Here is a 20234-nt window from a genome sequence, read left to right as displayed (position 1 = left end):
TACCACTCTTTATTGTACCCTTTTCCTGCATCTTGGTTCAAGCATTGCGACTAATTCGGGCCTCGATCCAGCGAAGAATTTCATCATAGACGAGATCACGGTTTTTTTCGTTTAATAATTCATGTCTTCCTTGATCAAATAACATGACAATTAAATCCTCGACACCTGCACGATAATACATTTCAGCCGTTTTCCAGACACCGTCACCATAGTCACCGACGGGGTCTTCACTTCCGCTGATAAACAATAATGGTAAATCATTCCGGACTGATTGGATGCTTTGCCAGTTCTGAATCTTAATTAGTCCTGTCATTAAGTCATAGAAAAAGCGTGCTGTCGGAATATGTCCGCACATTGGATCTTCCATATAGGTCTTAACGATTTTTCTGTCACTGGACAGCCAGTCGAAATTGGTTTGCTTGTCATTAATTCGTTTATTATATGAACGGAATGCCAGCGAATTCATCAATGGAGATTTTTCTTTCGGCGGAAGCCGTGAAGCAATCAATTTGGCGATGCAGCTTTGTATTTTGGGAAAATAGCCTGTGCCAGACAAAATAACCCCGTCAAGCAAATTGCTGTTTTGAGCAATATAATTTCTTGCGAGAAATGATCCCATACTGTGCCCGAATAAAATTAACGGGACGTTCGGATAATCCGCTTTGATTTGTTTTGTAATCATAATAAGATCCCTTGTTGTCCGTTCGAAACCATCCTGATCAGCCAGATGCCCGAAGAGTCCTTGTTTTTCACCGGTTTTCCCATGACCGCGGTGGTCGTTGCCATACACAAAAATATCATGTGCCAGCAGAAATGCAGCAAACTCATTGTACCGGTTAATATGTTCCACCATCCCATGGGAAAGCTGGACAACTACCCGTGGTTTTCTGGCAGGATTGTACCAATTTTTCACATGTACCTGCACACCATCCTCCATTGTCAGCCAAAAAGTCTTTTCCATATTAAAACCATCCATTTCGTAGGTAATATACGTTCTATGATAAAATGAAAACAGTGAAACGTCCAAAATTAAGGAAAATAGCTTGCGGTTGGATATGTAATTATGCTACATTATTTGTAGGTATTTGTCCGTTATGGGAGGTGTCATTTGATTATGGCAGGGGTCGTGAATATTTTATTGATAGTTGATGCAATTGTAATGATTGTTCTTGTATTATTGCAATCAGGTAAGAGTGAGGGGCTTTCCGGAGCAATTTCCGGCGGTGCCGAACAGCTTTTCGGGAAACAGAAGGCCCGCGGTGCAGATCTTGTACTGCATAGAGGAACAGTTGTAACCGGGGTGCTGTTTTTCGTTTTAGCCTTTCTAAGTGCATACGTTTTATAATTTATGATAACCCTTATCGCAAACCATGTGATAAGGGTTTTTTAATAGGGTATGGTATATACCGGGAATTAATAAAGGAGATGTCGCAAAATGAAAATAATATTACCAAAACCATTTACGTTTGAAGCTGGTCCTCGTGCGGTATTATTACTGCATGGATTTACCGGACATTCCGCCGATGTCCGTATGCTTGGCCGGTTTTTAGAGAAAAAAGGATATACAAGCCATGCCCCAATCTACCGGGGGCATGGAAAGGAACCCGAGGCGCTTGTCGAGGCGAATGCGTCACAATGGTGGGAAGATGTGATCAATGCATACAATCATCTGAAAGAGCTCGGATATAAGGAAATTGCTGTGGCCGGACTGTCACTTGGCGGCGTTCTTACATTAAAGCTTGCTTATTCAAATCAGGTCAAGGGACTGGTTACCATGTGTGCTCCAATGTTCTTTGACAATGAAACAGAGCTTACAACAGGATTTAAGGCAAAAGCAAAAGAATTTAAGCAGCTTGAAGGAAAAGATGCAGAAACGATTGATAGGGAAATCAACGAACTTTTGGATCATTCAAAAGACATGTTTCAGGATCTCGGTAAATTCATAACAGAAGTGAAAAATAATGTTGACACGATTTACGCACCTGCAATGGTTGTACAGGCAAGCCAGGATGAAATGATTAATACAGACAGTGCGAATTATATTTATGAAAATATCCAGTCCGATCAAAAGGATATCAAATGGTATGAGAATTCGGGTCATGTGATTACGATGGATAAAGAAAAAGAACAATTGCACAAGGATATTTATAATTTTCTGGAGTCATTGGATTGGAGCGAATGATTATAAAGTGGAAAAAACGTGAACAATACTATAGAAAGAAGGTGAACATATGAGTGAAGCAATAAAAGAAAGATTGCAAAATTATTTTAACGAACATCGGGAAAAACCTTTATCTGTGAATGAACTGGAAAAAGAATTGGAATTGACTGAAACAGATGATTTTAAAGAACTTATCAAATCACTTAATGAATTGGAAGAGAAAGGGGAGCTTGTCCGCACCCGGAAAAATCGTTTCGGTTTGCCGGAAAAAATGAATCTGATCCGCGGCAGAATTCAGATGCATGCCAAAGGTTTCGCATTTTTAATTCCGGATGATGAAAACCAGGCCGACATTTACATCCATCATTCGGATATGGGGTCAGCAATGAACAACGACACAGTACTGGTCCGGCTGGAAAAACAGAGCAATGATGGCAACAGACCAGAAGGAACCGTGATCCGGATTTTGGAACGGGCAACACACCAGATTGTTGGAACATTTGAGAACAATAGATCATTTGGGTTTGTGGTTGCAGATGACAAGCGGATTCCAAATGATATATTTATCCCAAAAGGTGCATTTGGCGGGGCTGTAACCGGTCATAAAGTAATTGTCCATATTACGAAATATCCGGAAGCCGGTAAAAGTGCGGAAGGAGAAATTATTTATATCCTCGGACATAAAAACGATCCGGGTATTGATATTCTTTCAATCATTCATAAAAACGGTATTAAACTAGATTTTCCGGAAGAGGTTATGGATCAGGCGGCCAACACTCCGGAAGAAATTGAACCGGACGAACTGGAAAACCGGGTCGACCGCCGTGATGAAATGATTGTTACCATTGACGGTGCCGATGCCAAGGATTTGGATGATGCCGTATCTGTGAAAAAAATGGACAATGGCAATTACATGCTCGGCGTCTATATTGCTGATGTCAGTTATTATGTGGAACAGGATACACCAATCGATAAAGAGGCATTTGAACGCGGGACAAGTGTTTACCTTGTTGACCGTGTGATTCCGATGATACCACATCGGCTGTCAAATGGGATTTGTTCATTAAATCCACAGGTGGACAGGCTGACCCTAGGCTGTGAAATGGAAATCAGTCCAAAAGGGGAAGTAATAAATCACGATATTTTTCAGAGCGTTATTAAAACGAATGAACGTATGACCTATAAAGATGTGAATAAAATCCTGGTTGATCACGATGATGAAGTCCGTGAAAAATATCAGGAACTTGTCCCAATGTTTGAACAGATGGAGAAACTTGCATCAATCTTGCGTGGCAAGCGAATGGGGCGCGGTGCGATTGATTTTGATTTCAAAGAGGCCCAGGTACTTGTCGATGAAAACGGCAAAGCAAGTGATGTCGTGTTGCGTGAACGATCCGTTGCTGAACGGCTGATTGAGGAATTCATGCTTGCAGCCAATGAGACAGTTGCAGAACATTTTCACTGGATGGACGTACCATTCATTCATCGCATCCATCAGGACCCGGATGAAGGAAAACTGCAGCATTTCTTTGAATTTATCGCCGGACTTGGCTACTCGGTTAAAGGAACTGCCAATGAAATTCATCCCCAGGCATTGCAGAAAGTAATCGAAGCGGTTAAAGGCAAACCGGAAGAAATGATTGTGTCCAAGCTGATGCTGCGTTCGATGCAGCAGGCAAAATATGATCCGCAAAGCATCGGGCATTTCGGACTGGCAACTGAATATTACACCCATTTCACATCGCCAATTCGGAGATATCCCGATTTAACGGTACACCGTCTGATCCGGACGTATCTGATTGATAAAAAAATGGATCCGCAGACAATCAAATACTGGAAAGAACACATGCCTGAAATCGCCCGTCACACATCAGAAATGGAACGGGCAGCAGTTGATGCGGAACGGGAAACCGATGATTTGAAGAAGGCGGAATACATGCAGGATAAAATCGGTGAGGAGTTTACCGGTGTAATCAGTTCTGTTACTAATTTCGGATTGTTTGTTGAACTGGAAAACACAGTCGAAGGGCTTGTCCATGTAAGTTACCTGACCGATGATTACTACCATTTTGACGAACGCAGCTATGCCATGATCGGGGAACGGACCGGGAATATCTACCGCATCGGTGATGAACTGGATGTACGGGTTGTTAAGGTGAATCTTGATGAGCGGATTGTTGATTTTGAACTGGCGGATAACACACCATCCAGCCAAAAGAATAAACGGAAATAAAAACTACACACCATTTTTAAAACTGATGCAGCTGCTTGGCGCCTGCATTGGTTTTTTTATGTGAATTTTTACAGTAATGTCAAAAGACTGCCGTGTGGAAACGGAACTTCAATTGAAGGTTGATATCTTGGGAGGGGAGTTGATTCCATGTGGATGAAGGTCGATTTCTGACCAATGACGGTTGATTTCATACCGATGATGGTTGATAATTTCATTTGGAGGTTGATTTTCTCCTGGTAAAGGTTAATATCCTTCATAAAGGGTTGATTATCGGTGTAAAACAGTTTAATACATCACAGCTACTTCACCATCCATTCACACCCGGCAGTAAAAACAATTGGATTTCGTGAAGGATTTTGATAGAATAAGGTTCACGCAAGTAGTAGGAGGAAGCACGTTATGCCTAAGGGAAATGGAAAAGTAATCGCACAAAATAAAAAAGCCCGTCACGATTATTTTATAGAGGACACATACGAAGCAGGAATTGTTTTGCAGGGAACCGAAATCAAATCAATTCGTGCCGGCAGAATAAACCTTAAAGACTCGCACGCAAGAATCAATAAGGGTGAACTTTACCTGATCAACATGCACATCGCAACATACGAACAGGGAAATCGGTTCAATCACGATCCAACCCGCACACGAAAACTTTTGCTTCACCGTAAGGAAATTGATAAATTGCTTGGTCTGACCCAACAGCAAGGGTATGCATTGGTACCGCTGAAAGTCTATATTAAAAACGGGGTAGCAAAAGTGCTGATTGGCCTTGGAAAAGGGAAAAAGAAATATGATAAGCGAGAGGATCTGAAACGCAAGCAAATGAAGCGTGATGTTGATCGTGCTATTAAGGAAAATATGCGGTAAAACCTACCAGCTCTTGATTCCAACGGTTTATATGTTATAATAAATATATCAATTAAATATTGCTCGTTCTATTCCGAGCGATTCTCCACTAAATGGGGACGTTACGGATTCGACAGGGATAGATTGAGCTCAGGCTGCACGTCGAGGTTACGGCTCGTAAAACGTTATCGCCTATAATAACTGGCAAAGAAACAAATCAACCTGCTTTAGCAGCTGCGTAAGTAGTTCTAAAGCGATCCTTCCTGCCATCGCCCGTGTGGCAGATTGAAGGGTCTCAAATGAAGCGGGCTATACTGTCATTCGCCGTCTGAGGATGATAGTTGAAACGAATCAGACTAGCTGCTTTGAAGCCTGTTGGCAGGCCAAAGATGCAGTGAAAGATAATATACCAACTAAGCGTGTAGATGCTTGAGTGGCGATATCTCTGGACGTGGGTTCGATTCCCACCGTCTCCACCAATACATATGTTGGTGGTTTTTTTATGAAAATTCCTCCACAGGTTATATTGCAAAAAAGTCTTTTCAAAAGAAAGTTTTCTAGCATAGGTTTTTTCGGTGTATTTCCTATTGCGGGGAGTCACATTGTTATAATGCACGTTTCCTTTTACGTACTATTCTAAGGTTATACTGCCTTCACCATCCAGTATTCCAGCTATGTATGCTGCCTCCCAGTCTTTCATTTCTTCATCTCCATTTTCTTATGAATTAGAACAAATGTTTTTTTATAGGCCAGCTATGGAGCAACAATGGGGTGAATGGGTTTTTATTTCAGGAATTCGCTCGGGAAAATTGTCAATTTTTAATTTATTTTAAAATGAGCGTTAAAAGGACGTTACAAGGCGCAAATCCGCATGAGGATTTGCGCCATATTATTATTAGGATAGCCGTATCGTATACCTCCTGAAATTAAATGTTTATTTATTCCAATAAATCCTGTATTATACTGCTCTTCCAATTAATCCAATTTTCCTGTTAATGTGTATTTTAGGAATTGTTTGACAACATTTTTTGTGAATTATATACTAGGTATTAAATAGCAGAAAATGCCATTTCGCTATTTACAGTGTGATTAGGATGAAATCCAAATTATGATCATGGAAAAATTGTAAAGCGGAGGGAGGGAATACATAAATTATAGTTTACCGGAAAATCCTTGTTTGTTAATTAAAGGGGGAATTTACTTTGTCAAATCAAGGTCAATTCAAAAAGAAACTTAGTCTGCTGGACCTGACTTTTCTGGGCTGCGGGTCAATAATTGGTTCAGGATGGCTCTATGGTGCCATGACTGCGGCAGGGTTTGCGGGCCCAAGTGCATGGTTATCCTGGGTAATCGGTGCTTTTATAATAATTTTAATTGGTTTAACTTACGCAGAAATGTCCGCAGCAATGCCTAGAAGTGGTGGTTTTCTCCGTTATCCCGATTATTCGCATGGTTCAGTTGTGGGTTATCTGGTCGGTTTCGCTTCCATGCTTGGTTATACAAGTGTAATCGGTGTAGAAGTTATCGCTGTTCGGCAGTATGCAACGATTTACTGGGGTGCGTTGACAACGGCTGATGGTGGTCCGTCTGCGCTTGGTTTCGCTGTGCAGGCAGGATTGGTTGTTATCTTTTTCCTAATCAACTACTGGAGTGTTAACTTCTTCGGAAAATTCAATACGTTTATCACATTTTTTAAGTTTGTTGTTCCAATCTTAATTGTTATTATGCTGCTACTGAATGCAGATTTCAGCAATTTTAGTGCAGGAGGAGCTGATCCAGGGGGACTTCATGGCATTTTTAAAGCCGTGGTTGCAGCAGGGATTGCTTTTTCATTCCTTGGATTCAGGCAGGCTGTAGATTTTGCCGGTGAAGCGAAAAATCCGCAAAGGGATGTTCCGTGGGCAATTGTTCTTTCTGTTGTTCTCTGTCTTGGATTGTATGTATTACTGCAGTTGGCATATGTCGCTGCTGTTCCCGGTGATATGCTGAGCAACGGCTGGGCAGGAATTGAACTTACATCACCGTGGGCTAAATTGGCCGGTGTCTTGGGAATTGTGTGGCTGGCAAACCTTGTTTTATTGGATTCCGCGATTTCGCCTGCTGCAACAGGGAATATTTTTCTCTCTGGAACTGCCCGCGTTATGTTTGCCTGGGCAAAGAATGGTTACTTCTACAGTGTTTTTGCAAAGGTGGATAAACGAACAGGGTTGCCACGGGGAGCTTTATGGCTTGCAATGATAATGGGGATTGCCTGGACATTACCAACACAGTTCCAGGCCTGGAGCGGATTAATCGGTGCCGTTACATTCTCATTTGTCCTGACGTATATGACCGGTCCAGTTTCAGTTACCGCTCTGCGTAAATCTGCGCCTGATTTGAAGCGACCATTCGTATTGAAAGGTCTTGGTTTCATCGGTCCGCTCACATTTATGGCCGCCTCATTGGTAGCCTTATGGAGCGGCTGGTCAAATATTATTTTGCTAGTGTCAATTACAGTTTGCTCCATTGTCTTGTTCTTTGCTTTTGCCGATAAAGATGAATCCATCCGTAAAAATCTAAAAGAAGACTTTAAGGCATCAGGGTGGTTATTTGGTTATTATGTCTTCTTGGTATTGATGTCTCTCATTGGATCATTTGGTCCGACAACAGAGAGTGGGGAAATGCCATATCAATTGCTTGCGGGACCGTGGGATAGTGTTGTAATGGCACTTGGTTCTTTGGGGATTTTTTATTGGGGTGTGAACAGCGCCTTGAAAAAAGCCCGCATAACCGATGATGAAGAAGAAGCTACAGAAGAAGCTTCCTGATTGATTCCTGGGCAAGCGAGTTCTGTCAAAAGAAGAACTCGGTGCCTGTACCCAGCTGCGGAAATATACTTCACTTCACTAGAAGCATGCGTGTCAACGGTGCTCAGGCTTGGTCTGGGTACCGTTCTTTTTTTGAAATACACACTTTCGATATGTTCATTCGGCAGCCATTTAGATTGTTGCCATTAGCGGCAGTGAACTGCCAAAAATCCTTCTTATGTTACAATGAAACTGATAAATACATAGAAGGGGGAAACGTTTTATGGCTGTATATCCAAACATTAACGAAACAAAGGAACTGCTTAAACAATTGGTTTCCATTCCGAGTCCGTCCGGAAATACTGCAAAGGTTATAAGTTTTGTGGAAAATTATTTAAAAGATTTGCAGGTGGGAACAAAACGGAATCGGAAAGGCGGTTTAATTGCAACATTACCCGGCAAGAGCAAAACCGAACACCGAATGCTGACAGCCCATGTTGATACATTAGGGGCAATGGTTAAAGAGGTAAAAGATAATGGTCGTCTTCGCATCAATTTGATTGGCGGTTTCCATTATAATGCAGTCGAAGGGGAATACTGCGAAATCCAAACATCCGATGGTAAAAAATTCACCGGAACAATTTTGATGCATCAGACCTCCGTCCATGTATATAAAGATGCAGGTAAAGCTGAGCGGAATCAGGAAAATATGGAAGTACGTATTGATGCGGAAGTGGAAAATGCTGATGATATACGTAAGCTTGGAATTGAGGTAGGCGATTTTGTTGCGTTTGATCCCCGTGTTCAATTGACCGATACCGGATTCGTTAAATCCCGTCACCTTGATGACAAGGCAAGTGTGGCTGTGCTGCTGCAGCTTATTAAACGACTGAAAGAAGAAGATATAACACTCCCATACACGACTCATTTCCTGATCTCAAATAATGAAGAAATCGGTTATGGCGGAAATTCAAATATTACTCCGGAAACAGTGGAATACATGGCAGTTGATATGGGTGCCATGGGGGACGGACAATCCACTGATGAATATACTGTTTCCATCTGTGTCAAAGATGCCAGCGGACCATACCATTATGAATTGCGTAAGCACCTTGTTCAGCTTGCAGAATCAAATGATATTGAATATAAGCTTGATATCTATCCTTACTATGGTTCTGATGCATCGGCCGCAATACGTGCCGGTCATGATATTATCCATGGTTTGATTGGTCCCGGAATCGATTCATCCCATGCATATGAGCGAACACATGAGAAGTCACTTCATCATACGGAAAAATTACTATATCACTACGTGCAATCTGATCTGGTAGAATACTAAACTAAAAAATGATCCGGCGAATACCGGATCATTTTTATCATTTATTTTAGTTTGTGCACAAATTATATTTACACAAACATACTTTTCGTGTATACTTAATTAAGATTGGAATGAAGGGAGCATGTGCCATGTCCTTGAGTTTAGATAAAGCGATTGGTTCAGCCACAGTCCGTCTCAGCAAGAAAATATCACGGATTATTAATCATCATTTGAAGGAGTTCAACATTACCACAGAGCAATGGGCCGTTTTACGAACTGTTTATGAATCCGGTCTAATCAACCAAAGAACTTTGTCTGAACGAGCTGATAAAGATAAAGCCACATTAACGAAAATCCTTGATTTACTGGAAAAACACGAATATACCACAAGGGTGCAGAATCCGGATGACCGACGTTCCTTTTTAATACAGATTACCGAAAAAGGATCCAATCTGGTAAATAGTGTGGGGCCATACCTGAAAGAGGTTTACAGTGAATTGATCGGTGACATTGATTCGGAAAAACTGCGGCTTTATCAGGAAGTACTTTCCTCCCTGGAAAACAACATTGATAGCTTATTGGAAATTGAATGGAACAGAAAGAAGGAATAGATTTATATGAGAAATGCACCAAAGTTATGGACACCCCAATTTTTGGCCATTGTTGTAATGGCCTTTTTATTTTTTCTATGCCTGCAGTTATTAACGGCAGGTTTTCCGGCATATATTACATCGGTAAAAAACGACCCGACACAAGCCGGATTGATGACGACCGTTTTTATGGCTGCCGCAATTTTAACGCGTCCGCTGATTGGTTATATGATGCAAAAAATTAATATGAAAGTGATCAGTACAGCCGCTTTAATCCTCCTTGTCGTTTCAGTTGGCCTGAGCTATGAACAGGATTCTATTGCTGTTCTGCTTAGTCTTCGGGCAATTCATGGGATTGGATTCGGGATTGTGTCAACGATTTTTGCGACAATGGCAACGACTATCATTCCTGTAAAACGCCTTGGCGAGGGGATAGGGTATTATGGCATGGCAACTAGTATCGGAACGAGTGTTGCTCCAATGTTTGCGCTGGCATTACTTCAGTTTTATTCATACAATGTAATGATTATTTTTTCAGTTATCCTTACCATTGCAGCACTTTTATTATGTTTTTTTGTCAAGGCTCCTGAAATGATTGTTTCCGAAAATGAGACAGCAGACATTACACTGAAGGAATATGTTTTTGATAAAAAGGCATTGCTTCCATGTATTTTAACTGTATTTTTCACGATTACATTAGGAGGGGTTATCAGTTTCTTGAGCGGACTCGGAAACGAAGCGGGATTGAAATCTGTTTCCCTGTTTTTCCTTGTCATGACGATTATGATGACTGTTATTCGGCCGTTTTCCGGAAAATGGTTTGACAAATATGGACATAAAGTTGTTATATACCCCGCGGCAATTTCCGGAATGATTGCATTGTTTCTTTTGTCTATTACACATCATACGATAACATTGCTCGTTGCAGGGGTATTCTATGGTATTTCGTACGGGATTGTCACCCCGACATTGCAAGCAATTGCAGTCAGCTTTGTGGAAAGACACAAGCAGGGGACAGCAAATGCGATGTTTTTCTCCTCAATGGATTTGGGAATGGCTATCGGTTCAACCGGATTGGGAATGCTGGTATCTGTAACAAGCTACCACTTTATTTATGGATTTTCGATTTTAAGTATTGTGATACTGCTCTTCCTCTACAGCATAGGTTTTGCAAAAGCAGAAAAGGAATATGAAGTGGTGGAGAATCAATAAAAAAAAGCAGCCCGATTGGCTGCTTTTTTTATAATACATATCCATATATACAGAAAAAGTGACATAATGTTCCGGCCATGATAAACAGGTGAAATATTTCGTGGAATCCAAAGTGTTTAAATGACAGGAATGCTGGTTTTTTCCAGTAAATCAGGGCGCCAACTGTGTAAAAAAAACCGCCAAGCATGAGCAAGAACATTCCTTCGCCGCCGATAATCGGCAGCAGGTGTGCACTGTAAAAGATTACAATCCATCCCATCGCAACGTATAGAACAGTGGATAACAGTCGTGGTGCATGAAACCAGATTAATTTAAAAGTTACGCCGGCGACAGCGATTGCCGTTATGATACTGAATAACGTCCATCCGGTTGTGCCACGCAGACTGATCAGACAAAATGGTGTATACGTTCCCGCAATCAAAACGAAAATCATCGAGTGATCAATTCGTCTGAGAAATGCGATGACATGATCTTTTGCAATCACCATATGATACGTGGCAGATGCACTGTAAAGTAAAATCATGCTGATTCCGAAGACAATGACCGATGCCAGCGCAAGTGCTGATTCCGATGTTTCCACGGCTTTAATGACCAAAGCAAGCAGCCCTGCAAATGATAAAAATGCTCCTAATAAGTGTGTCAGTCCATTAACTGGTTCGCGAATATAAACACTCATTAAATTAACCCCTTTTTGTATGTAGTTTTTAAAACTATATAACAATGATATACGCATATCATTATGTAGTCAACATTTACTTTAGCGCCGATATTTCGTATAATGTACAAAAAACAAACTGGAGTTTTATGATGAATAATATGGAACACTTTATTGATAATATGCATTTAGATTCCCAATTAACATTGGAGGATATTCCGGATTTAAATCTGTACATGGATCAGGTGATACAATTATTTGAGAATAAATTCGCTGCGTCCAAACGAAATGATGATGAAAAAGTATTGACGAAAACGATGATTAATAATTATGCCAAGGGCAAGTTATTTTTTCCGGTTAAAAATAAAAAATATTCACGAGAACATTTGATGCTTATCAGTATGATCTATCAAATGAAAGGTGCACTATCCATCAACGATGTTAAACAGACGCTTGAAAAGCTGAATGAAAATATAACGGATAAAGCCTTTAATCTGCAAGACTTTTACGACTGTTATCTGAAGCTTGACAGGGATAATGTGGATCAGTTTTCGAAAGCTGTACATCAACATTCAGATGCGGTTCATGAGAAGGTAAAGCATTTGGATGATGATGACAAAAAGTATCTGGAACAATTATTAATGGTTGCAGTCATGACAAATATGAGTAATTACTATCGAAGGGCAGCGGAAAAAATGGTCGATGCCATCGGGAAAGAAGAAAAGGGGCATCAAAAATGAAACTTAGTATTTTGGATCAGTCACCAATTTCATCCGGAAAATCAGCCCGGGATGCGTTGCATGCATCGCTTGAACTGGCTGTGCTGGCGGACGAGCTTGGTTACACTCGGTATTGGATAGCAGAACATCATGATATGGATGGACTCGCTTGTCCCAATCCGGATGTTATGCTTGGGTTAATTGGATCATATACGAAGCGAATCCGCATTGGTGCAGGTGCTGTTCTTTTGCCGCATTATAAGCCGTACCATGTTGCGGAAACGTATAACTTGTTAGCAACGTTATATCCGGATCGTGTTGATTTGGGTATTGGCCGTGCACCAGGTGGATCAGCTGAAGCATCCATCGCACTCTCTGGTAATTTTTTGGAAAATGTACGTCGGATGCCGGATGCACTTGATGACCTGCTGCACTTTTTACATAACGATTTTGCGGAAGATCAGATGTTTTCCAAAATCAAGCCGACGCCGGTGCCCCATCGTTCGCCAACAGTATGGCTGCTTGGAACGAGTGAAAAAAGTGCCTTACTTGCTTCCCGGAAAGGACTGCCATATGTATTTGGTCACTTTATGAGTGATGCGGATGGTCCGGCGATTGTAAAAAAATACAAAGAGGATGGAACAGGAGCAATCGTGACTGTTTCGGTTATTTGTGCTGAAACGACGGCGGAAGCAGAACAATTGGCATTGAGTAGTTTATTATGGAATATTCAGAAGGGAAAAGGTGAAGGGGATGGACGTGTCCCTTCAGCAGGTACGGCTAAAAATTATGCATTTTCAGTGGAGGAGCAGGAAACAATCCGGAAAATGCGCCATAAAATGATTGTCGGAAATCCGCAGCAAGTCAGGACGCAGTTGGAACAACTGCAGAAGAAATACAATGCAGATGAATGGATGATCGTAACGATTACACACAGCTATGAAGCTAGGATGAAATCGTATAAACTCCTTGCTGATGCAGTGTTTGATTTAAATAAATAGGTTCGAATACTTGGACTGGTTCTTGCCGCAAGAAATCAGTATTTAATTTACATCGGAAACACTTGATGAAGCAATGCATCTCAAACGGGGTGCATTTTTTTATTTCAATATACGCCTTCAGACCTAGTTCAAAATATGGCTGGGGATCATTACGTGCGACCGTTGTGTTCGATAAGATTGAATTAAGAAAGGAGGCGGAATGCATGAAGAAATTTATGTTATTTGTTGGAGGTCTGATTGCCTTTTTCATTTTGCTGGCAAATCTCGGACCGATGATATTGCTTGGTCTAAGTGTATGGCTGCTGTATGTGATTTTTAAAAAGTTTGTTAAAAGTGATTCAACAGCAGGCAAGGTCGGCTGGGTCATAGCAGGGTTAATCGTACTAAGCATTGGCCTTTCCAATATCTATGCAGTGATCGGTGTTGCGGCAGCATATGGGCTGTACCTGATTTATAAAAGCTGGAAAGAAGACGATGCACAGCCTGCAGGACAATTTGTGGAAGATAATGATCCATTTCAAAATTTTGAACGTCAATGGGCAGAAATAAATCGATAAGAAATAAAAATGGTACGTTACATCTTATATTAAAAAAGGAGCGAAAAACCATGACGAATATTTTTACACGTATTAAAGATTCCGTATCAGCGGATCTTCATAATATGATGGACCAGAAAGAACAGAAGAACCCGATTGCAGCGTTAAACCAGTATTTGCGTCAAAGTGAACAGGAGAAGGAGAGAGTGCGCAGGCTGGTGGATCGTCAGCATAAGCTAAAAGATGAGTTCACAAGAGAATTTCATAAAGCGCAAGATATGGCAGATAAGCGCCAGCGTCAAGCGGGTATCGCCGAAAAAGCCGGCGAAGAACAAATGCATGAATTTGCAGTACGGGAATATGAAGAGTATCAGGCACGGGCAGATCGTATGAAAGCTTCCCGTGAAGAAGCGGTTCAACAACTGGAAGAACTGGAACAGAAATACGAAGATATGAAACATAAGTTGAAAGACATGCATTTACGCCGGATGGAATTGATGGGAAGAGAAAATATCGCCCGCGCCAATCATCAAATTAACCGGGTAGTCGATGATTCGACCGAAAAACCATTTCATCGTTTTGCAGAAATGGAAAAATATATCGAAGGACTAGAATACAAAGTGAACAGTTCTTATTACAGAAGCACGTTCGACAGTAAAATTGCCAAACTTGAAAAAGAAATGCAGGAAGAGGCTAACTAGAACAGTATAGAGCCTACTGTGAAAAAATGATATACTGAACAGGCGCAGTACTTCTGCGTCTGTTTTACATAAATGGGGAATGGAGGGTCACTTCATGTTTCATCGATTATCAACGGACACCTTAAACTGGATATTCATTATTGGAGTGATTCTCTTTGTAATCGAAATCGCTTTTTTTCACGGCGGGATGATAGTATCCGCTTTGTTTTCCGGATTTTTTATTTATATCGGCTGGAAACACTTCACCAAATTATGGGGGAAAATCTTTTTCTGGCTTGGATTAATCAGTTTAGTTTTTTCCGTTTTGAATATGCTGGCGGTCCGATTTCTGATTGTCGCGGCAATTGTACTGTTTTTAGTAAACTATTCTAAATCCAAACAGGAATCCGACATTATTAAGCCGTCATTGCCGGGTCCGGATATTGTTAATGAACAACCGACAGTACAAATCACCCCGCTCTTTGGTCATAAATTGTTCGGTGATCAGCAAACAACGGATACGGTATATCAATGGCGGGATGTAAATATACATGGTGCTTTTGGTGACCGGACTATTGATTTAAGCAATACAGTGCTGCCAAATGATACCGCGGTCATCTCCATCCGTCATGTTCTTGGCAATATTACAATCTTTGTGCCGTATGAAGTAGAAGTAAGTATTCATCACAGCGCTGTTTTTGGGAGGGCGCATATTTTAGGGAATCATCACCGGAAATTGATGAATCAGTCACTTTTTTACCAGACGGAACAATATGATCATGCCTCTTCCCGGGTAAAAATTGTTACCTCGCAGTTTTCCGGGGATATCGAGGTGAAACGGATATGAGTACGATTTTCCGACACGTCGTTACCGCGATATTTTTCAGTTTATTTATTACGCTTGCTGTAGTTGGTATAACTTTTGCTGCATTCCCGCCGGATGATTGGTCCTATATCGTACAAAAAACACTATACGATGTTCCGTTCATTGTATATGTGGTGGGGACCCCTATTACGGCAGGTGCCGTGATCGGAATTATGACAGCCTGGTATTGGCGGCAGCGAATTCAACGGGTGGAAAAACATCTTGATGAAGTGGCCAAGGGGCAAAAACTTTCGGATGATGAAGAACCTTTTAAAGAACTTGAAAAAATACGATATCATGTTGGACAGATACAGGAAAAAATCCGTCTGCAAACCGAGCATGCACAACGTCTTGTAACAGAGCGGGCGCAGGAACGGGAAAAAAGTCTGCAGGAAATAGTTGTCCAGGAGCGGAACAGACTGGCAAGAGAATTGCATGATTCAGTCAGTCAGCAGTTGTTTGCGGCGTCGATGATGATGTCAGCTATTAATGAAATGAACCCTCCTGAAGATACCTCAATCCGTAAACAGCTGCAAATGGTGGAAAAAATGATACATCAATCACAGCTGGAAATGCGGGCATTGTTGCTGCATCTGCGTCCTGTACCATTGAAAGGGAAATCTCTGCAGGAAGGTGTCAAAGAACTGCTCGTTGAACTGACGCAAAAAGTACCAATGAAGATTGAATGGAAAGCAGAAGCCTTTACAATCGACAAAGGTGTGGAAGATCAGCTGTTCCGAATTTTGCAGGAATCGGTTTCGAACACACTGCGGCATGCAAAAGCATCATCGCTGAATGTGATGCTGATTGAACGCGATGAAATGATTATTATGCGTGTCGTTGATGATGGAATTGGGTTTGATTTGGAGCAGGTAAAAACGAGCTCATATGGACTTGAGAATATGCGGGAACGTGCTTACCAAATCGGCGGTACATTCAAAGTAGTCAGTTTGCCGGATGAAGGAACGCGTTTGGAAGTCAAAGTTCCGAGCTACAGAAAAGAGGGTGAGCAACTTGATTAATGTATTGTTTGCTGATGATCATGAAATGGTGCGTATTGGTGTATCGGCATATTTATCTGCACAACCGGATATTGAGGTTGTGGCGGAAGCAGATGATGGCGGTGAAGCAGTTAAGCTTGCGCTGGAGCTGAAGCCGAATGTTATTCTGATGGACCTTGTCATGAAGGAAATGGACGGAATTGAAGCAACAAAACGGATTATCGAACAATGGCCGGAAGCCAAAATCATTGTGGTGACCAGTTTTTTGGATGATGAAAAAGTGTATCCGGCACTTGAGGCTGGTGCCACCAGTTACATGCTGAAAACTTCGAAGGCCGATGAAATTGCGGCCGCAATCCGGAAGACCGATGCCGGAGAATCTATTTTGGAGCCGGAAGTCACCGGTAAAATTATGAACCGTATGCGTGAAAAACCTGCACCCAATCTTCATGAACAGCTGACAGACCGTGAACAGGAGATTCTTTACCTCGTCGCACAGGGAAAGACGAATCAGGAAATTGCCGATGAGTTGTTTATCGCATTGAAAACAGTGAAGGTGCATGTCAGTAATATATTGGGGAAATTGGAAGTGCAGGATCGTACACAGGCGGTAATTTATGCGTTTAAACATAATTTGGTTTAGTTGAAAAGAGACCGGGTCAAAGGTGTGTTATACAAAGAATGATTGGTATATCAACCTTCTGCAGCGATTATCAACCATTAGATACACAAAATCAACCAACATTGAGCAGAAATCAACCTTTAAGACGAAGGAATCAACCTCCACATGGAGAAATCAACCTTCAAGACGAAGAAATCAACCGTTAAAGTGAGGAATTATATTTTATATGTCCCGGTCTTTTTTATACTCGTTTGCTGCAAGGTTATAGATGGAAACAAGTTCATATAATATTACATATTCAGGTGGAAAGTTAGTAGTATCCTCAGGAATCGTATTGTTCCGCTTCCAAAAAATATGTGTTATCTTTTTTAAATACTCTGCATGTATATTGGAATTATAACTGCCCTTATGTATCAACGCCTCAGCCAGTTCGTCCGTAGCCTCAAAAATAATCAAACGTTCTTCCTCAGACCAGTTAATATTCTCAGTTGGCAGCTGCATCACATTGTTCAAGTGGTAATGAATTAGACGCAGTCGGACCAACTGCCTTTCCGCATGTTCAAATTTCCGTTTATCACTGCCGGCAAGCGGATGGTATTTAGCTTCTTCTTTTTGAAACCGGACAAGTGTCCCAGTTTTGTGAATGGTAGTATCCAGACGGTTTATTGCATTTTCAATGGTAATATCGACTTCATTGTTCTTTTCAAGCAGATGATGATAAATCTTTTTAACGACAATCCCTGTCTGTCCCGATACTTTTTGTAAACCGCCCGTTATTTCACGTGTATAATCCGGCGGTAAAATAATCATATTGACGACTGTTGATACAACAAGTCCCGTAGTAGTTGTTCCCAAGCGAATGAAAAAGGAAATTAAAAAATTGCTGTGAATTACTTCCACCATTGCAACCGCAGTAAGTGTAGCCACAAGCAGGCCGGAATATAATTTCAGTTTATAGCACGTCGCGATTGTTAAAACTGCTGCAAGTGTATATGTAAGCGGCGAGTTGCCGAACAGCGAAATAAAAAATACAGCATAGGCAGATCCAATTGCAGAAGCAGGAAAGCGAATAACTCCCTTTTTTATGGAGTCTGATACAGTTGGTTCTATCGTTACAATTGCAGTTATAACAGCAAAAACAGGCGGCCAGTCCAGCAAGACACATATCCATGCTGTCAGAAAAACAGACAGTCCGGTTTTAACAATCCGACTGCCGGCGATTTTAAAATTTTTCATACCACGTCATCTCCAACATCAACTATCTTCTTCTATTTTTCCAGTAACAGCCGCAGTTATCAAGCTTTTATAAACAATCAATCGGAAAAAAATAAAAAAATTTAAAGAAGGGGTTGCAATTTAGTTTTAAATCACATAGACTGTATTATAACAATAAAATAAAATAATAAACTGTTATATAAAAGGAGGGTGATCAGATGAAAACTCCAACTTGTCCAGAGTGTGGAAAACGTATTGATGAACGTAGTATGATACTGGAATGTGAACATTGTCTTTCTAAAAAGGAAGAGTAATTTTTTTACCTAAGTTGTTATATAACAATATGTATTATGGGGTATTTGTGTTATAACAATGTGAAGCTGAATTTGCAGAGAATCTGATCGTTATCCAATTAATTGAGGGAGGAACCGAATATGTCAAATAATCGTGTGGAACAAGTTCAAAATGAATGGGATAACAATTTGCGCTGGGTGAATGTAGAGCGGCCTTATACAGCGGAAGATGTCATCAGGCTGCGGGGATCGATTGATATTGAACATACGCTTGCAAAAAAGGGAGCGGAAAAGTTATGGGATCTTGTAAATGGTTCGGATTACATTAATGCACTTGGGGCTTTGACGGGGAATCAGGCAGTACAGCAGGTGAAAGCAGGTTTGAAAGCTATTTATTTAAGTGGCTGGCAGGTGGCTGCCGACGCCAACCTGTCCGGACAGATGTATCCCGATCAAAGCCTGTATCCGGTTAATAGTGTGCCAAACGTTGTGAAGCGGATTAACCAGGCGCTGCAGCGTGCTGACCAGGTCCATTATGCGGAAGGAAAAAAAGCTGTTGATTGGTTTGCACCAATTGTTGCAGATGCAGAAGCAGGTTTCGGCGGACAGTTAAATGTATTTGAACTCATGAAATCGATGATTGAAGCCGGCGCATCAGCCGTTCATTTTGAGGATCAATTGTCATCCGAAAAGAAATGCGGACATCTTGGCGGAAAGGTGTTGCTGCCGACACAAACAGCAGTGCGCAATCTGATTTCTGCCCGGTTTGCCGCTGATGTAATGGGAACACCGACAATTATTATTGCAAGGACAGATGCAAATGCTGCTGATATGATCACAAGTGATGTGGATCCATATGATGCAGACTTTATTACAGGCGAACGTACATCGGAAGGATTTTTCAAAACAAAGTCCGGGTTGGACCAGGCAATTGCCCGCGGTCTTGCATATGCCCCATTTGCCGATATGATCTGGTGTGAGACATCCGAACCGAATTTACAGGAGGCAAAGCGGTTTGCTGATGCCATTCATAAGCAATATCCAAATAAACTGCTGGCATATAATTGTTCACCGTCATTTAATTGGAAAGGAAAGCTTTCTGATGCTGAAATTGCTTCCTTTCAAGACGAACTCGGTAAAATGGGTTATAAATTCCAGTTTGTGACATTAGCAGGCTTCCATGCATTAAACCACAGCATGTTTGATTTGGCGAGTGGATATAAGGACCATGGCATGGCCGCTTATTCCAAATTACAGCAGGCAGAATTTGCGAGTGAAGCCGATGGTTACAGTGCAACACGGCACCAGCGTGAAGTCGGAACTGGATATTTTGATGAAGTGGCACAGGTTATTTCCGGCGGCACATCATCAACGGGAGCATTGGCAGGATCGACGGAAACCCAACAATTTACATCGTAATTATCGAAACGGGATGGACACCTTCATTGATGAGGGTGTCTTTTTTTTTTGGAAATCCTGATAGAACTATTGTTTTTGCTGATAG

The 20234-nt window shown here is 41.3% G+C and carries 19 protein-coding genes and 1 other RNA gene; 17 read left to right on the top strand and 3 right to left on the bottom strand.

Annotated elements, in window-relative coordinates; genetic code table 11:
- Positions 1-37: 37 nt before the first annotated feature.
- The gene (locus tag B1K71_RS13545) at positions 38-961 is read right to left on the bottom strand and encodes an alpha/beta hydrolase (RefSeq protein WP_077327951.1); all 924 of its coding nucleotides are present in this window, start codon (positions 959-961) and stop codon (positions 38-40) included.
- 153 nt (positions 962-1114) lie between these two features.
- On the opposite strand from B1K71_RS13545, the gene secG reads away from it, so the two are divergent.
- From secG to B1K71_RS13500, 9 genes are all read left to right on the top strand, one after another.
- Positions 1115-1345, top strand: coding sequence for a preprotein translocase subunit SecG (gene secG / locus B1K71_RS13540; RefSeq protein ID WP_077330239.1), 231 nt, complete (start codon positions 1115-1117; stop codon positions 1343-1345).
- 90 nt (positions 1346-1435) lie between these two features.
- Entirely contained in the window at positions 1436-2182 is a 747-nt protein-coding gene (locus tag B1K71_RS13535) for an alpha/beta hydrolase (protein WP_077327950.1), read from the top strand.
- 49 nt (positions 2183-2231) lie between these two features.
- A complete protein-coding gene (rnr, locus tag B1K71_RS13530) occupies positions 2232-4394 on the top strand; it encodes a ribonuclease R (protein ID WP_077327949.1) in 2163 nt (720 codons plus the stop codon).
- A gap of 399 nt (positions 4395-4793) precedes the next feature.
- A complete protein-coding gene (gene smpB, locus B1K71_RS13525) occupies positions 4794-5258 on the top strand; it encodes an SsrA-binding protein SmpB (RefSeq protein ID WP_077327948.1) in 465 nt (154 codons plus the stop codon).
- 94 nt (positions 5259-5352) lie between these two features.
- Positions 5353-5716: a transfer-messenger RNA gene (ssrA, locus tag B1K71_RS13520) on the top strand.
- A gap of 723 nt (positions 5717-6439) precedes the next feature.
- Positions 6440-8044: an APC family permease gene (locus B1K71_RS13515; protein WP_077327947.1), complete on the top strand. Its 1605-nt coding sequence runs from the start codon at positions 6440-6442 to the stop codon at positions 8042-8044.
- A 262-nt stretch (positions 8045-8306) separates the two neighbouring features.
- The gene (locus B1K71_RS13510; protein ID WP_077327946.1) at positions 8307-9362 is read left to right on the top strand and encodes a M42 family metallopeptidase; all 1056 of its coding nucleotides are present in this window, start codon (positions 8307-8309) and stop codon (positions 9360-9362) included.
- A 128-nt stretch (positions 9363-9490) separates the two neighbouring features.
- Positions 9491-9952, top strand: coding sequence for a MarR family winged helix-turn-helix transcriptional regulator (locus B1K71_RS13505; protein ID WP_245799273.1), 462 nt, complete (start codon positions 9491-9493; stop codon positions 9950-9952).
- Between the two features lie 6 nt (positions 9953-9958).
- A complete protein-coding gene (locus B1K71_RS13500; RefSeq protein ID WP_077327945.1) occupies positions 9959-11143 on the top strand; it encodes an MFS transporter in 1185 nt (394 codons plus the stop codon).
- A 28-nt stretch (positions 11144-11171) separates the two neighbouring features.
- Here B1K71_RS13500 and trhA read toward each other — a convergent pair whose 3' ends face one another.
- A complete protein-coding gene (gene trhA / locus B1K71_RS13495; protein WP_077327944.1) occupies positions 11172-11819 on the bottom strand; it encodes a PAQR family membrane homeostasis protein TrhA in 648 nt (215 codons plus the stop codon).
- Positions 11820-11950: 131 nt separating this feature from the next.
- Here trhA and B1K71_RS13490 point away from each other — a divergent pair, with 131 nt between their 5' ends.
- From B1K71_RS13490 to B1K71_RS13460, 7 genes are all read left to right on the top strand, one after another.
- Positions 11951-12538 (top strand): DUF1836 domain-containing protein, encoded by a 588-nt coding sequence (locus B1K71_RS13490; protein WP_077327943.1) that lies wholly within the window; start codon positions 11951-11953, stop codon positions 12536-12538.
- Positions 12535-13518, top strand: a complete 984-nt coding sequence (locus B1K71_RS13485) for an LLM class flavin-dependent oxidoreductase (protein ID WP_077327942.1) — start codon at positions 12535-12537, stop codon at positions 13516-13518. The genes B1K71_RS13490 and B1K71_RS13485 overlap by 4 nt, the downstream gene beginning before the upstream one ends.
- Before the next feature lie 203 nt (positions 13519-13721).
- Positions 13722-14075 carry a lmo0954 family membrane protein gene (locus tag B1K71_RS13480; RefSeq protein ID WP_077327940.1) on the top strand — a complete coding sequence of 118 codons (354 nt, stop codon included), beginning with the start codon at positions 13722-13724 and terminating at the stop codon, positions 14073-14075.
- Positions 14076-14125: 50 nt separating this feature from the next.
- Positions 14126-14755: a PspA/IM30 family protein gene (locus tag B1K71_RS13475; RefSeq protein WP_077327938.1), complete on the top strand. Its 630-nt coding sequence runs from the start codon at positions 14126-14128 to the stop codon at positions 14753-14755.
- Positions 14756-14849: 94 nt separating this feature from the next.
- Positions 14850-15581 (top strand): cell wall-active antibiotics response protein LiaF, encoded by a 732-nt coding sequence (gene liaF, locus B1K71_RS13470; RefSeq protein ID WP_077327936.1) that lies wholly within the window; start codon positions 14850-14852, stop codon positions 15579-15581.
- Positions 15578-16621, top strand: coding sequence for a sensor histidine kinase (locus B1K71_RS13465; RefSeq protein WP_077327935.1), 1044 nt, complete (start codon positions 15578-15580; stop codon positions 16619-16621). The genes liaF and B1K71_RS13465 overlap by 4 nt, the downstream gene beginning before the upstream one ends.
- Positions 16614-17243 carry a response regulator gene (locus tag B1K71_RS13460; protein ID WP_077327933.1) on the top strand — a complete coding sequence of 210 codons (630 nt, stop codon included), beginning with the start codon at positions 16614-16616 and terminating at the stop codon, positions 17241-17243. The genes B1K71_RS13465 and B1K71_RS13460 overlap by 8 nt, the downstream gene beginning before the upstream one ends.
- 201 nt (positions 17244-17444) lie before the next feature.
- Here B1K71_RS13460 and B1K71_RS13455 read toward each other — a convergent pair whose 3' ends face one another.
- Positions 17445-18458 carry an aromatic acid exporter family protein gene (locus B1K71_RS13455; RefSeq protein ID WP_077327931.1) on the bottom strand — a complete coding sequence of 338 codons (1014 nt, stop codon included), beginning with the start codon at positions 18456-18458 and terminating at the stop codon, positions 17445-17447.
- Positions 18459-18871: 413 nt separating this feature from the next.
- Here B1K71_RS13455 and aceA point away from each other — a divergent pair, with 413 nt between their 5' ends.
- Positions 18872-20149 carry an isocitrate lyase gene (gene aceA, locus B1K71_RS13450; RefSeq protein ID WP_077327929.1) on the top strand — a complete coding sequence of 426 codons (1278 nt, stop codon included), beginning with the start codon at positions 18872-18874 and terminating at the stop codon, positions 20147-20149.
- Positions 20150-20234 lie beyond the last annotated feature (85 nt).

Origin of the sequence: Virgibacillus siamensis (assembly GCF_900162695.1) — a bacterium.
Classification (GTDB): domain Bacteria; phylum Bacillota; class Bacilli; order Bacillales; family Amphibacillaceae; genus Lentibacillus; species Lentibacillus siamensis_A.
This window is presented reverse-complemented; position numbering and strand designations above follow the sequence as displayed.

What these genes read in the sequence shown, in the direction of transcription:
- B1K71_RS13545 (WP_077327951.1), bottom strand. Translation starts at nt 961, where the DNA reads ATGGAAAAGACTTTTTGGCTGACAATGGAGGATGGTGTGCAGGTACAT.
- secG (WP_077330239.1), top strand. Translation starts at nt 1,115, where the DNA reads ATGGCAGGGGTCGTGAATATTTTATTGATAGTTGATGCAATTGTAATG.
- B1K71_RS13535 (WP_077327950.1), top strand. Translation starts at nt 1,436, where the DNA reads ATGAAAATAATATTACCAAAACCATTTACGTTTGAAGCTGGTCCTCGT.
- rnr (WP_077327949.1), top strand. Translation starts at nt 2,232, where the DNA reads ATGAGTGAAGCAATAAAAGAAAGATTGCAAAATTATTTTAACGAACAT.
- smpB (WP_077327948.1), top strand. Translation starts at nt 4,794, where the DNA reads ATGCCTAAGGGAAATGGAAAAGTAATCGCACAAAATAAAAAAGCCCGT.
- B1K71_RS13510 (WP_077327946.1), top strand. Translation starts at nt 8,307, where the DNA reads ATGGCTGTATATCCAAACATTAACGAAACAAAGGAACTGCTTAAACAA.
- B1K71_RS13505 (WP_245799273.1), top strand. Translation starts at nt 9,491, where the DNA reads ATGTCCTTGAGTTTAGATAAAGCGATTGGTTCAGCCACAGTCCGTCTC.
- B1K71_RS13500 (WP_077327945.1), top strand. Translation starts at nt 9,959, where the DNA reads ATGAGAAATGCACCAAAGTTATGGACACCCCAATTTTTGGCCATTGTT.
- trhA (WP_077327944.1), bottom strand. Translation starts at nt 11,819, where the DNA reads ATGAGTGTTTATATTCGCGAACCAGTTAATGGACTGACACACTTATTA.
- B1K71_RS13490 (WP_077327943.1), top strand. Translation starts at nt 11,951, where the DNA reads ATGAATAATATGGAACACTTTATTGATAATATGCATTTAGATTCCCAA.
- B1K71_RS13485 (WP_077327942.1), top strand. Translation starts at nt 12,535, where the DNA reads ATGAAACTTAGTATTTTGGATCAGTCACCAATTTCATCCGGAAAATCA.
- B1K71_RS13480 (WP_077327940.1), top strand. Translation starts at nt 13,722, where the DNA reads ATGAAGAAATTTATGTTATTTGTTGGAGGTCTGATTGCCTTTTTCATT.
- B1K71_RS13475 (WP_077327938.1), top strand. Translation starts at nt 14,126, where the DNA reads ATGACGAATATTTTTACACGTATTAAAGATTCCGTATCAGCGGATCTT.
- liaF (WP_077327936.1), top strand. Translation starts at nt 14,850, where the DNA reads ATGTTTCATCGATTATCAACGGACACCTTAAACTGGATATTCATTATT.
- B1K71_RS13465 (WP_077327935.1), top strand. Translation starts at nt 15,578, where the DNA reads ATGAGTACGATTTTCCGACACGTCGTTACCGCGATATTTTTCAGTTTA.
- B1K71_RS13455 (WP_077327931.1), bottom strand. Translation starts at nt 18,458, where the DNA reads ATGAAAAATTTTAAAATCGCCGGCAGTCGGATTGTTAAAACCGGACTG.
- aceA (WP_077327929.1), top strand. Translation starts at nt 18,872, where the DNA reads ATGTCAAATAATCGTGTGGAACAAGTTCAAAATGAATGGGATAACAAT.